The following is a 13,376-nucleotide window of genomic DNA, read 5'->3' as shown; positions in this document are numbered from 1 at the left end:
CCAGATGGTGCATGAATATGTGGAAGATCTGAGAGTGCTTGCCAGCGCGCTACAGACGGGTCATGAATTCGCACCAAGGATCATGTCTGCGGCCAACAACATGATCCTTGAGATCGAACGGCGAGGCTGGGTTACATGAACACCATATTTTTATCGGGCGAACTACTCCCCATGCGCTTGACCCCCGACCAGATCGACACCATCCGCGCTCCGTCCACAAACACTAACCCGCCAAAGGTCCTACTCTGGTTGACGCCACCGCCCCAAGCTGTTTAAATACCGCGATGTTCACCGGATGAACGTCGCTATGCCCAGCACACAGCAACACCCCACATCACTGGAAGTCAGCCCGCATCACGGGCCGGGTCAAGCCGCCGCTGTGTCCGCCGTTCTGGACGACGCCACCCGCTACCAGCTCCTGCGCCTGCTCAACGAGCACCCGAACATCTCCCAGCGCGAACTCGCCCACAAGCTCGGTATCAGCCTCGGCAAGACCAACTACTGCCTCAAGGCTCTCATAAACAAGGGTTGGATCAAGGCCGGCAACTTCCGTCGCAATCCCCAAAAGCGCGCCACCTACGCCTATCTACTGACCCCCAGCGGTATCGAGGAGAAGGCCCGGGTCACTGTGAGCTTTCTGCAGCGCAAGATGGGAGAATATGATGCGCTCAGGGAAGAGATCGCGCGGCTACGGGCTGAGGTCGCGCAATGCGGTGTTCATCCGGAACGAGAAGCCCAAGGGCAATAAGCATGATCCCCAAGATAAGCTCCGGCCCCATCTACGGCGGCGGCATGAACATCCGCGACTGGCTCTACGTGGTAGACCCGCCCGCGGCAACGCGCCTGCCGCGCGGGGCCAAAGCGCCGCTGACCTCATCACCTACGTCAAGGACCGCCCCGGCCACGACCGCCGCTACGCCTTCGACGCCCACAAGATCGTGTCCGAGCTCGGTTATGCGCCGCAGGAGAGTTTTGAGACCGGCATCCGCAAGACCATCAACTGGTTCCTGGCCCATGAGCCTTGCTAGCGGGCGGTGATGGACGGGAGCAATCAGAGCTGGTTTAAGCACCAGTACGCCTGAGGCAATATCGCGAGTGGATGTGCTTTCCTAGTTCCATGTTGCAAAGCGCAGAAGGCCCTAGAGCCGCTTTTCAGCAAGGACACAAACAAAAGATGCATCTAAGATGCGACTGGTATAAAGAGCAAGCATGAGCTTGGCATCAATTATTGGAAAATGGAACACACGTTTAATCTCTTCTCCGATCGGATACCGCTTAGCGCGAGGTTCCTCGTGGAACTTTTTGGGCACCGTGGTATATCGTGGCGCAGTGCTGATTTCATCAATACTAATAGCCAAGATTATAGGCCAAGTAGAGTTTGGTAAGCTGGGAGCCATCCAGACAACAGTCAATATGCTAGGACTACTTGCGGGTCTTGGGCTGGGGCAAACAGCCACAAGGTATGTGGCTCGATGTCGAACATCAGATCCATTCAAAGCAGGTCGGGTAATTGCCATGACAGAGCTACTTGCGTACGCAATGGCTATGCTCATAAGCTCGGCACTATATATGGGTGCACCATGGATAGCTAAGTATACCTTGGCTGAGCCTGATCTTGCGGACTTACTAAGAATAGGTGCTGTATTGCTATTTTTCAGTGTCCTAAGTGGAGCTCAAACGGGCGCTATTGCTGGATTTGAAGCATTCCATTTAGTAGCAAGAATAAATTTTATTTCGGCCATAATCACTGTGCCAGCAGTGCTGATTGGGACGCTTGTGGATGGCGTATCTGGTGCGGTTTGGGGAATGTCCTTGTCGCAGATGGTAAACTGGATAATGACAAATGCGGCGTTGCGAAAAGAGATAAGGCGTTTAGAATTTCCTCTAATATTTTCTGGCTGCTTCAAAGAGATACATATCCTAAAAAATTTTAGTTTTCCAGCTCTGCTGGCAAACATGGTAGTTGGGATTGCGGTCTGGGGTGGGACTGCTCTTCTGGTTAATCAAACCAATGGATATGCCGAAATGGGTCTGTTTAACGCGGCTAACCAGTGGCGAAATTTGATATTGTTTATACCAGGCATAATAATGCAGGTGTCGCTACCAATTCTAAGTGCTGCTGTATCGTCTCGGGACGATAACGACTACCAAAAGGCGCTAACACTCACTCAAAGCATGATGGTGATCGTTTCTTTTCCAGTAGCAACAGCGCTCATGTTTTTATCAGGTCCAATACTGAAAATGTATGGAAGCGGATTTGTTGCTGGCTCTTATATTTTTATTGGCGCAATATTTACGGGACTTGTCCAGTGCATTGGAGCTGCTACAGGCCCAGCAATAGAGGCACGGGGAGTTATGTGGTTTGGATTCTTTCTAAATTTATCTTGGGCAGCTATGTTTTTGTTACTTGCGACAATGACGGTCTCAACATGGGGAGGGGAGGCACTGGCGTTTGCTATGGCTCTCTCATATGTTATTTTGACTGTATGGGGCTTTCTATATATGGCGCCAACACTGCCGGCCGGGATGTTGGGACGGGTATTTAAGGCGCTGCTGTTCGCAATACTTATAACTTTGGCTTGTCTGGCTGTTCCCCTAGGCATTAGACCATTTGTAGCTGCGCCAATTACACTCGTTTCCTTGATAGTAGCTGTATTTTATTTGTCCGACATCCGTGTCAACATCAATAAACAACCATCTGTAAACACTTAGAATGGTGACCTTGTGAAACGTTTTTTTTGCCCCATGTGTAATCTTGAAGCGACTCAAACCTCCAAAAAATTGGGGGGTTACAGTATATACAAGTGTGAGGATTGCTCGTTGCGTTTCGCTCCTGATGCGTTTAATGTAGAAGTCAGCTACACAAGTATTTATGATACTCAGGAGTATGTCGTAAATCATGTAAATATGCTGCACAATACAATAGATAAAAAATATTTTTCGGAAATAATAACTTACCAACCATTTTTTAATCTCCTCAAAGACCCCAAAGGGAAAAATTTATTAGATGTGGGCTGTGGAGTCGGCCGTTTTTGCCATGCAGCGCACAGCTTGGGATGGAATGTGAGAGGCATTGATATTTCCGCAAGAGCAGTTGAAATTGGTAATGCTTATGCCAATTTTGCGCTTGAGAAATGTACTATTGAAGAAATGGCAGCGCGAAATGTTAAGTTTGATGTGATAACCTCATTCGAGGTTGTTGAGCATTTGGTGAACCCCTTATCTTTTTTGAATACGTGTAAAAAGATGCTGAAGCCAGGTGGAAAGGTCTTCTTAACAGTTCCGAATTGGCACTGCGAGCAGGTTCAGAACTCAACGCATAGGGATTGGAATCCCCCAATTCATCTATGTTTCTATACGGAAAAGGCGCTTATAGCCTTAGTAGAAAAGTCGGGATTGGTATCCATTGCATCTGGCATAATATGGTCAGATGCAAAACCGCGCAACTCTATAAAGGCTGCCAAGTGGTTGGTGCGTAGAATAATGGGGCGTAAAAATGAGCCGCTTGGACTTTGGGTCTGTGCATCAAATAGTGAACTGTAAATCAGACTATGAAAATAGCATTTGTAGTCCCGCACTTAATGTCAGGAGGAGTTGAAACCTTCGTCCTTAGATTAGGTGATTACTTTGTAAAGCAGGGGTGTAGTGTTGATCTGTTAGCAACTGAAAAAGAAGGGGATTGGTTTAATTTGGCAATCAGTCGCGGGATGGTGGTTAAATGCTTGCCTGTTGAGAAATCTTTTGCACCTGTAATTCATGCAATCAGAGTAGGTCGTTGGTTGCGAAGCGGCGCATATGATGCAATTATTTTAAATCACGCAAAATATGCTCAGGCGGCGATTCAGTTGCTGCCCAGCAACACGGTAGTGGTTCCGGTGATCCATAACGATGACAAAGAAGTGTACAGGGTTGCTTGTGCAAATAGACAAGCCTGTAACTTTTTGGTTGGTGTAAGTCGGAGGGTGTGCAAAGCCGTTAAGGCTCACTTTCCTGAAACACCCATTTATGAGATATGGCATGGAGTGGAAGCCCCAAAAACAAATTCTAGATTAAAGAGACTGGAAGGTGAGCCGCTGAAGTTAATTTATGTAGGTAGAGTTCAGCATCACCAAAAAGGAGTATTTTATTTAGTAGATATAGTAAAAGGTTGCATAAAAGAGGGAATAAAGGTTGAGTTAACTGTTGTAGGCGAAGGCGGGGACCTTGAAGCCTTGCAGAGCCGGGTTCGAGAGTCTGGGTTGGAATCAATTGTAAAGCTTGTGGGTTCTCGGTCGTATGAAGCTGTGTTGCGATGTTTAAGTCGTCATCACGTGTTGCTTATGCCATCTCACTATGAAGGATTTGGCCTAGTGGCAATTGAGGCGCAAGCAGCTGGATGTGTTCCTGTTGCTAACTATATAGCAGATGTCACAGATGTGACCATAGCTCACGGGATTAGTGGCTTCTTAGTAGAAGATAACGAGATAAACCAGTATGTCTCCTTAATTAAAGAATTATACGATGACACAGATCAATGGTTAAAAATGAGCTCGGCAGCGATGTCTCGAGTTGAAGGGCTTTTTTCTATTGAGAAGATGGGGGAAGCTTATCTGGATTTATTAGAAGCCGAAAGGGAGTGTACTTATGTGCGGAATAAACGGTTAGCATTGGAATGGCAATTGCTAGGCTGGCGAGCTTTTGTCCCGCAATTTTTGAGAAGCGCTCGTGAATATTTGACCATGGCTCAAAAGAAGTTATTCAGGATCAAGCCATGAAGAAAGTGTTAACAGTATTTGGAACGCGACCTGAAGCAATAAAAATGGCGCCTATAATCAGAGAGCTGGCTCGGCGGGCTGATGAGTTCTCATCCTTTGTCTGTGTTACAGCGCAGCATAGAGAAATGCTAGATCAGGTGTTGGATTTTTTTCAAATCATGCCTGATTTTGACCTTAATATAATGAAGAAGGGTCAAGATTTGTATGATGTTACTTCGGGTGTATTGCTAGGTATTAGGGGTGTTCTCAAACAAGTGGAACCAGATATAGTATTGGTACACGGAGATACTAGCACAAGTTTTGCTGCTGCACTTGCAGCATTTTATGCAGGTATTAAAGTTGGGCATATAGAGGCTGGCTTGAGGACAAGAAATCTGAAGGCCCCATTTCCTGAAGAGGCGAATAGGCAGTTAACAGCTAGACTGGCAGACTTTCATTTTGCTCCGACTGCAACAAGTAAGCAAAATTTAATTTTTGAGGGAATCCCGGAAAGCAGAATATTTGTAACTGGAAACACGGTTATCGATGCACTATTTTGGGCGAGAAACAGGGTAATGATGTTGCCTCAGAGCGTTTTTTCATCTGCATTGGGGCGGAGCGCTGAAGTGGTAGAGAGTAGTGAGAAGATAGTTTTGGTTACTGGACATAGAAGGGAGAATTTCGGCGCTGGCTTCATCAATATCTGTGAAGCATTGAAGGAAATAGCACAAAGCAACCCTGATGTTCATATTATATATCCTGTGCATATGAATGAAAATGTTAGAAAACCTGTTTACGACTTGCTAAAAGAAGTTACTAACGTGCACTTAGTTGACCCACTTGAGTATTCCCAATTTGTATATCTTATGGCTAAGAGTTGCTTAATAATAACAGATTCTGGTGGCATTCAAGAAGAGGCTCCGTCTTTAGGAAAACGGGTATTGGTTATGAGAGATATGACAGAAAGACCAGAGGCATTGTCTACAGGTCTAGTAAAGCTTGTAGGAACGAATAGGAAAAAAATTGTAACAGAAGCAAACAAAATATTAAATTCGGATATTGGTAATTGTTTGGTCAAGGAAGATGCCAAACTATACGGCGATGGCAGAGCTGCGTTTAAAATTGTTAATGTAATAAATGAGGCTGAGTTGTGATTACTTTTGTTTCGCAATATCCCACGCCGGAGAATGAGCGTGATGGTATGATGCAGCGCGTTAAGGCGATAGATGCTCTTGTATCAGACTCTAACCGAACATACCTGGATTTATCCTTTAAGCGCAATTGGCTTGCCTCGGAGAGCACTCCAAATGCCAATACACGCGTACTACATTTAAATGTGTTTCGTCACGCCGCGCTAATAAATAAAGTTATTAAAGACTCAGATTTGATTTATGTGCATTCTGTGTACAATGCGTTAAAAGTATATTCTTATTATAAAAGCCATGGGGAAAAAATTGTAACTGATATGCACGGCATAGTGCCTGAAGAGCTTTGCTATATGGGTCGAAAGAGCTTGTCAGCAATGTATGGCAAAATTGAGCAGCGAGTTGTTAATTATTCGGATACGCTTATTACAGTGACTACAGCAATGTCGCGGCACTTTAATAGAAAATATGAATGCGATGGATTGGAAAACAAAATGCTACACGTACCTATAATTGATTTTTCAATTGAAAAGCCTGAGGTGGCGGGTATCTATACTGGATCTCGCTCAGAAAGTGATATGAACATTATTTATGCAGGTGGATGCCAAAAATGGCAAAATGTTGAGCTGATGCTAGATATAACAAAAAAAATTGTTACTTCGAGGGTTGGCTTTTTTCGGTTCCATTACTTTGTGCCGCCTGCTGCAATAACATATTTTGAAAAGTTGATAGGGAATAGAGGGTTGTGTTCGGTTATTGAATTGTGTTCTGTTTCGCGTTCAGAGTTGATTGAGAAATACGGAAAGATGAGTTTGGGTTTCGTTCTAAGGGACGATATAGATATAAATCGTGTTGCTATGCCAACGAAGATGGTGGAATACATGAGTTATGGAGTGGTTCCCATCGTTCGATCGCCTCATATCGGTGATATGCAGTTTTTGGGTTATCAGTATGTTGATATTGAAGAATTGGGTGGTTCTGAATTGTCACTAGATAGATTGAATGAAAAACGCATTGTTAATCTTAATGTGATTGAGGGATTGAGAAAAGATTCTGCTGATGCCCAAGATTTGCTTAGGAAAAAGTTGGGCTGCTGTTAGCATTAGGAGTTTTATGGAACCTTTGGTTTGTGTGATTTTGGTAAATTGGAAGGGTTGGCGTGATACTCTGAATTGTTTGGAGAGCGTCTTCTCTAATGCATACAGTAAATACCAGGTAATTGTATGCGATAATGGGTCAGACGATGGCTCCATAGAGCATATTAAGGCATGGGCAGAAGGCCGGCTGTCTGCTGAGTCAGGTTCGGCTTGTCCAAAGCCTATACCATATGCCCTCTACGATATAAAAGATCTTGAAAAGGGAAGCTTATCATGTGCAGACTCTGTTTCTTTGGCTGTGATAAAAATAGGTAAAAACTTAGGGTTTGGTGCGGGCAGTAACGTGGGCATTAGGTACGCGAAGATGCGCGAAGAGTGTGACTTTATTTGGTGTTTAAATAACGATACGGTAATTAGTGCTGATGCCTTGGTTGAGATGATGAAAAAGATGCAAGGGGATTCAAGGCTGGGAGCTGTTGGGTCAGTGTTGCATTATATGGATAGGCCGCAAGAGGTCCAGGCTTGGGGTGGAGGGTGGGTCAGTTTATTTGCTGGAAGATGTGGTCACCACATAGCCCCAACTGCACCCAATAAAGTTCATTATATAACGGCGGCCAGTGTTCTGATACGCCGGGAGGCACTGAACCAAGTAGGTGGGTTTGATGAAAGATATTTTATGTATTGGGAGGACACGGATTTGGCGTTTAGGTTGATGCAGAAGGGATGGAAATTGGGGGTGGCAGAAAAATCAAAGGTGTTTCATAAAGAGTCTGCATCTTTGGGCAAAAAGAGCGTGGCTTTAGAAGAATATTTTAACTTCTCATCTGTGCTTTTTTTTAAAACACACGCCAAGATGCCCGTTCTTCCAATAAGTATCGCAACAGCGGGTAGGATCTTAAAAAGAATTATATTAGGCGATCTTGCAAGGGCAAGTGCAGTTTGGAGGGGGGCAAGAAAGGGGGTGCTGCATTTGGCAAAGCCAAAAACTCGTTCTATAGAAAAGAGATAAGGCCTGAAGAAATCTCGGTGATTGGGTGGTATGTTTAGGTTGTATAAATTAGGGTTTGTAAGTGTTGACCATCTTGTATTTTTTGCTTTCCTTTTTAGTATTGGCTTTGGACGTTCCATTTAGTGGGCCGGTCCATGTTTTGTTATTGTGGTACTTCTTGTTTTTGGCGCTGGTCTCTTTTTTGTTGAATTACCGTAGGGGGTTGTTTGGGTATACAGACTTATTTTCACCGAAAAATATATTTATAAATACGTTTGGCCTATATTTTGGCTTGGGTATGATGTTTTCTGAGAGGGTAGAGGAAGGCCCCGTTTTATATATAATCTTATGTTTGTTAGTGGCTATGTTAATATATATGGTCAGTAAAAAAAGAATATTAAGGGAGCCTCCTGGGCTTTTTATAAATTTTAAATTAAAGCCTGGTTGCAAGTTAAAGTGGAGAGTTGTAGGGCTGGTGACAGGTGGCTTCGTACTTTTCACGTTTTTGGCCTATCAGGCTGGTTTTTCTGGGCCATTTGGTCCCATTGCTAGTCCTTGGCAGTTTAGGCAGTTTGCAAACTCGAAGGGTTATTCTTATATTAACTTGGCTGCAAATTTCTTTGTATACTCCTGCTTTTTGGTTCTGGTTTTAATGGTTATTTCGCGGGAACGGCCTTTTCGTGGTAGATTGTTATTATTATTTTATTCTGGAATTACGTTTGTATTCCTTGCTTTGTCCTCGGGTGTGCGTGGGGTTCTGGTTTTTGGGCTGTTGGCTCTGTTGTTAAGTCGCCATATCATTGTAAAGCGCATTAATAATGGCGTGCTAATATTTGTGGTTTTTGCGTTGGCGCCAGTAGTGGTGGTTCTGGGAGAAGCAAGAGCTCTTGGTGTGCACGAGAATCTGTCCATTGATCAAGCCTATAATCTTATAAAGAGCTTGGATTTGAGTAATGTTGGGGCGGCGCTCATGGCGAGGCTAGATTCGTATGGTAATTTCGCTTATTTGATGCACTGGGTTACCCATGCCACTGATCTAAACTTCAAGTGGGGCAGTTCATATTTGGCTGCTCCCTTGCAGGCTGTTCCCCGGTCAATATGGCCAGAGAAGCCTCTCTTGCCGAATGATGAGTTGACCCATATGCTTTTTCCTGAATACACAAATTATACAGTTGATTTTTCGATATTTGGAGAGGTCTATATAAACTTCTGGTGGATTGGCGTGTTATTCGTGGGAAGCATCTTGGGTTTTTTGTTGGTAATTATGCAACGAATGTACGAACATGCATTGGCAATAAAGACGCCGATTGCTGTCGTCTACGTAACTCTTTTTTGGTTATTTCCTATGACTGTTGTGGTAACAGGGCTGGTTCCGGGCTTCATAGCAGCATGTATCTCTATTGCTACGCTCTATGGTTACAGGCTGGTCTTCTTTGAAAAAGTCCAGCTATATGGATCTAATCGGGAGGCGTAATGAGATATGTAGTTTTGTCTCCTGTAAATATATTGCGGCGAGATGTGACTGGTGGAACAGAAGACATTAAGCGGCGCGCTGAAGCTATGGTTGATGCGGGGCTCAACATTAAAAAGATTTTTTGTGTAGACAGAGATGCTGAGATTGCCCGCGATTCTGTACTAAAAGATTCCATTGGGATTTACAAAAGGGGTTTTTTTCCCAGCCCGAAAGCATTGATCCTGCCATATCCGATTGTCAGTCGGTATAATAAAGAGCTTTTGAGTGAAGTGGTTAAGTGGGATCAGCCCGGTGTGACAATGATATTTGAAGGTCTCCACATGTCTTTGTACAGGTTTTTGATTCCAATTCAGAAGGCAAAAACTTTTTTGAGAGTGCACAATATCGAGAGTGATTATCATCTGGCACTGGCGAATATGTCTCAGACTGTGCGGCATAAAATTGCTCACAATGTAGTTGCGCACCAGTATAGACAATATGAAAAGGAGGTGTACACCAAGTTTGATGGTTACATTTTTATTTCATCATCAGAAATGGAAAAGGCTAAGGGTAAATGTCCTGATTTAAACTCGAAGGCAATTTGGGCTCCTCCTTTGGTTGATGTTGATGCTATTAGTAAACGGAGCGAATATGTAGTAAGTAAGAATAAACTAGTGTATTTTGGCGACCTACGAGTGTCTGCGAACCTTGCAAGTGTAAATTGGTTCATTCGGGAGGTTTTTTCAAAAATAAAACAGTCAGTTCCTGACGTTGAGTTTCATGTGGCCGGGCAGGGTGCCTTCGATATAGTTCGGCTTCCACATGTGTATGTACATGGTTTTGTTCCGAGTATTGAAGAGTTTGTTGCTGATTCAGCGGCTATTGTTATCCCGAGTTTGGCTTGCGCCGGTGTTCAAATTAAGCTTATTGATGCGGTTTCTTTTGGTAAGCCAGTATTGACGACATCTCAAGTTATTGAAGGGACTGAGTTTGGTAAGGCATGTCCCTTTCCTACGGCTGATACTGCTGAAGACATGATAGGTTTGGCCATTGATCTCTTAAATAATCGAAAGAAGTATATGGCGCAAGCGGAGCGTGCTTTCCAAACCCTTTTGAAGAGTCACACTGCTGAAACTTACATTTCAATCTTGAATAGGCTTTCCACATAGAGGGAATAGGATTTTCTTTCCAAGCGGCCATGCTGACATACTCTTCATATCGTGATTGATTCTACTTTGCCTGTACAAAAGCTCAGATTTGGCATTATTGTGCCCACCTTGAACCCTGGCCCGGGTTGGCGAAAATGGCTAATTACTCTTAAATGTCAGATCTTCCAGCCAGACCACATATTGGTGATTGATTCGGGTAGCTTAGGCGATGTAGTGAATGTGGCCTCCCAACTTGGGGTCCTCACACATACTATTCAACCCTGGGAATTTGATCACGGTGGAACGCGGCAGCTGGGGGTGAGCCTGCTATCACATCTAGATGTTCTAATTTTTATGACTCAGGACTCGCTGCTTGCGGATCGGGATGCTCTGGGTAAGCTTTTGGGGGCGTTTGTGGATTGTAGAGTGGGTGCTGTCTATGGTCGGCAGTTACCGCACGTTCGGGCAAGGCCGATTGAGGCGCATGCAAGGATGTTTAACTATCCTAATCAATCCCGCATAAAGCAGTTTGCTGATTCAGCAGAGCTGGGCCTCAAGACAGTCTTTATCTCCAATTCCTTCGCAGCCTATCGTCGTGAAGCCCTGATGTCAGTAGGTGGCTTTCCCTCTGGAACTATCTTCGGTGAGGACACCATTGTTGCTGCCCGGATGCTGCTTCAGGGCTGGAAGGTTGCCTACTGCGCGGATGCTCAGGTTTATCATTCCCATCATTACACTTTTCGTCAGGAATTTCGGCGGTATTTCGATGTCGGGGTGCTGCATGCCCGTGAGCCGTGGATCCAGGAGAACTTTGGTGGCGCTTCGGGTGAGGGTAAACGCTTTGTGATTTCGGAGCTGAAATACCTACTGCGTAAGGCGCCTTGGCTGATTCCTTCTGCGCTGCTGCGCACAGTGCTGAAGCTGGTGGGGTATCGTTTGGGCAAGCTGGAGGCGCGGCTGCCGGTGGGGTTGAAGAAGCGGCTGAGCATGCATCGGCGCTTTTGGGAGCGGGAATCGGCACGCGGCTGACCAACTTTGGTCATGTTGGGCAAGTACGCACTGAGCCTTGCTGCGCAGGGCCTGTTGGCTGTGGTAGTTGCTTGGGCGGGCATCCATAAAAATTCACCCACGTCTCTGAAATCTCCTCCGACCAGTATCCACTTACGCCCACCCGGATTTTCTGGCAAGATAGGCGCCCTCGTTGTCTACATACCAATCCTGATCCACGAAGACAGGAGGGTGGGGGAGATGAAGGTACTTGACCGGCCCGTTGCTCCAACGGGCATGCGTCCGGCCTGGCTTGCACCACTGAGTCGGGTGCGGCGCGAGAAATTGCTGCTAGCTGCCGGGGATCTTGCTGCGCTCTTCCTGGCTTTCTTCCTCGGCCGATTGGGCGCCTGGTGGTGGAGCAATCTATCGCTGCTGGACACCTATATGATCTGGTGGCACCAGCAGGGCTCGATTCGCCTGCTGGTTTTCCTTGGCCTGAGCATGTCGGCGCTGCTTGGTTTCTGGAATATGGGTCACTATTCCCAGCGCAAGCCCTTCTGGGATGAGCTGCGGGAGACCTGGCGCGTCCTGCTGATCGTGGCGGCGGTGGATGCCGTGCTGGTTTTCCTCGGGCGCTGGGAGTTCTCGCGGGTCTGGCTGATGACCACCTGGGCCTTCGCGCTGCTGCTGGTGCCCCTGTTTCGGGTACAGATCAAGAAAGCACTGCTCCGCAGGGGAGGCTGGGCCCGCCCGACAGCCATTCTCGGCATTGGCCAGAACGCCCGGGATGCGGCGGCGGCCCTGCGCAGCGAGCCGCTGCTGGGCTATGACGTCGTGGCTTTCCTGGCCCCGCCCGGCGAGCAGGCAAATCTCTCTGAGCACGTCGAGTTGCCAGATCGCTGCATTCCCATGCTGGCCTTGGGGGAAAGCCCTGAAACCGTCCTGGCGTATCTCGGAAATCCGCATCTGATCGTGGCCCTGGATGAGGGCGGGCTGCCGCGGCATCAGCGTACGCTCAAGCGTCTCAGCCTGGTCTACCAGGACATGAACATCGTTCCTACTTTCTGCGGTCTGCCCACCCTGGGCATGGAAATCACTCACTTCTTCAGCCACGAAGTGCTGATGCTGCGGGTGCGCAATAATCTCGGGCGTCGGGCTTCCCAGATCATCAAGCGCGCATTTGATATCATTGGATCTGCCTTGCTGATTCTGCTGTTGTCGCCGGTTTTTGCCTATCTGGCTTTCCGGGTACGTCAGACCGGTGAGTGCGTCATTTACGGTCATGCCCGCGTAGGACAGCACGGTCAGTCTTTCCGCTGTTACAAGTTCCGTTCGATGGTGCCCCATGCCGATCGGGTGCTGGACGATTTGCTCGCCGCCGATGAGGCCGCACGGGCGGAGTGGGCGCGCGACTTCAAGCTCAAGGATGATCCACGCATCACCCCCATTGGTGCCTGGTTGCGCAAGACCAGCCTGGATGAGTTGCCGCAGCTCTGGAACGTGCTCAAGGGCGACATGAGCCTGGTCGGGCCGCGCCCGGTGGTGACGGCGGAGCTGGAGCGCTACGGCGAGGACCTGGCCTATTATCTGGAGACCCGACCCGGCATGACAGGTCTCTGGCAGATCAGTGGCCGCAATGACGTTGGATATAGTGAGCGGGTGTTTCTGGATACCTGGTACGTCAAGAACTGGTCGCTGTGGTATGACATCGTCATCCTGTTCAAGACTTTCAATGTCGTGCTCGGCCGTAAGGGTGCCTACTGACACCACGCGTGCCCGCAGTCTGAGAAGATGATTTCGGCATTGCCTCCCTTGAACGATC

Annotated in this window: 11 protein-coding genes; all 11 read left to right on the top strand. The window is 46.9% G+C overall.

Annotated elements, in window-relative coordinates; translation table 11 throughout:
- Window positions 1-307: 307 nt before the first annotated feature.
- On the top strand, window positions 308-748 hold the full coding sequence (locus tag WOB96_RS04275) for a MarR family EPS-associated transcriptional regulator (RefSeq protein WP_341370042.1): 441 nt from the start codon (window positions 308-310) through the stop codon (window positions 746-748).
- A 461-nt stretch (window positions 749-1,209) separates the two neighbouring features.
- Window positions 1,210-2,712 carry an oligosaccharide flippase family protein gene (locus WOB96_RS04270; protein WP_341370041.1) on the top strand — a complete coding sequence of 501 codons (1,503 nt, stop codon included), beginning with the start codon at window positions 1,210-1,212 and terminating at the stop codon, window positions 2,710-2,712.
- 12 nt (window positions 2,713-2,724) lie between these two features.
- A complete protein-coding gene (locus WOB96_RS04265) occupies window positions 2,725-3,543 on the top strand; it encodes a class I SAM-dependent methyltransferase (RefSeq protein WP_341370040.1) in 819 nt (272 codons plus the stop codon).
- An 8-nt stretch (window positions 3,544-3,551) separates the two neighbouring features.
- Window positions 3,552-4,754 carry a glycosyltransferase family 4 protein gene (locus WOB96_RS04260; RefSeq protein ID WP_341370039.1) on the top strand — a complete coding sequence of 401 codons (1,203 nt, stop codon included), beginning with the start codon at window positions 3,552-3,554 and terminating at the stop codon, window positions 4,752-4,754.
- Window positions 4,751-5,887 (top strand): non-hydrolyzing UDP-N-acetylglucosamine 2-epimerase, encoded by a 1,137-nt coding sequence (gene wecB / locus WOB96_RS04255; protein WP_341370038.1) that lies wholly within the window; start codon window positions 4,751-4,753, stop codon window positions 5,885-5,887. Before WOB96_RS04260 ends, wecB begins: the two co-directional genes overlap by 4 nt.
- Window positions 5,884-6,978: a glycosyltransferase gene (locus tag WOB96_RS04250; RefSeq protein WP_341370037.1), complete on the top strand. Its 1,095-nt coding sequence runs from the start codon at window positions 5,884-5,886 to the stop codon at window positions 6,976-6,978. Before wecB ends, WOB96_RS04250 begins: the two co-directional genes overlap by 4 nt.
- A 13-nt stretch (window positions 6,979-6,991) precedes the next feature.
- Window positions 6,992-7,984: a glycosyltransferase family 2 protein gene (locus WOB96_RS04245; protein ID WP_341370036.1), complete on the top strand. Its 993-nt coding sequence runs from the start codon at window positions 6,992-6,994 to the stop codon at window positions 7,982-7,984.
- Window positions 7,985-8,045: 61 nt separating this feature from the next.
- Window positions 8,046-9,437: an oligosaccharide repeat unit polymerase gene (locus tag WOB96_RS04240; RefSeq protein ID WP_341370035.1), complete on the top strand. Its 1,392-nt coding sequence runs from the start codon at window positions 8,046-8,048 to the stop codon at window positions 9,435-9,437.
- Complete coding sequence (locus WOB96_RS04235; RefSeq protein ID WP_341370034.1) at window positions 9,437-10,585, top strand: glycosyltransferase; 1,149 nt, start codon at window positions 9,437-9,439, stop codon at window positions 10,583-10,585. The genes WOB96_RS04240 and WOB96_RS04235 overlap by 1 nt, the downstream gene beginning before the upstream one ends.
- 51 nt (window positions 10,586-10,636) lie before the next feature.
- Complete coding sequence (locus tag WOB96_RS04230) at window positions 10,637-11,593, top strand: glycosyltransferase family 2 protein (protein WP_341370033.1); 957 nt, start codon at window positions 10,637-10,639, stop codon at window positions 11,591-11,593.
- 219 nt (window positions 11,594-11,812) lie between these two features.
- The gene (wbaP, locus tag WOB96_RS04225; protein ID WP_341370032.1) at window positions 11,813-13,318 is read left to right on the top strand and encodes an undecaprenyl-phosphate galactose phosphotransferase WbaP; all 1,506 of its coding nucleotides are present in this window, start codon (window positions 11,813-11,815) and stop codon (window positions 13,316-13,318) included.
- Window positions 13,319-13,376: the final 58 nt, after the last annotated feature.

The sequence above is a fragment of the Thermithiobacillus plumbiphilus genome (genome assembly GCF_038070005.1).
Lineage (GTDB): Bacteria > Pseudomonadota > Gammaproteobacteria > Acidithiobacillales > Thermithiobacillaceae > JBBPCO01.
This window is presented reverse-complemented; position numbering and strand designations above follow the sequence as displayed.

What these genes read in the sequence shown, in the direction of transcription:
- wecB (WP_341370038.1), top strand. Translation starts at nt 4,751, where the DNA reads ATGAAGAAAGTGTTAACAGTATTTGGAACGCGACCTGAAGCAATAAAA.
- wbaP (WP_341370032.1), top strand. Translation starts at nt 11,813, where the DNA reads ATGAAGGTACTTGACCGGCCCGTTGCTCCAACGGGCATGCGTCCGGCC.
- WOB96_RS04260 (WP_341370039.1), top strand. Translation starts at nt 3,552, where the DNA reads ATGAAAATAGCATTTGTAGTCCCGCACTTAATGTCAGGAGGAGTTGAA.
- WOB96_RS04245 (WP_341370036.1), top strand. Translation starts at nt 6,992, where the DNA reads ATGGAACCTTTGGTTTGTGTGATTTTGGTAAATTGGAAGGGTTGGCGT.
- WOB96_RS04270 (WP_341370041.1), top strand. Translation starts at nt 1,210, where the DNA reads ATGAGCTTGGCATCAATTATTGGAAAATGGAACACACGTTTAATCTCT.
- WOB96_RS04275 (WP_341370042.1), top strand. Translation starts at nt 308, where the DNA reads ATGCCCAGCACACAGCAACACCCCACATCACTGGAAGTCAGCCCGCAT.
- WOB96_RS04235 (WP_341370034.1), top strand. Translation starts at nt 9,437, where the DNA reads ATGAGATATGTAGTTTTGTCTCCTGTAAATATATTGCGGCGAGATGTG.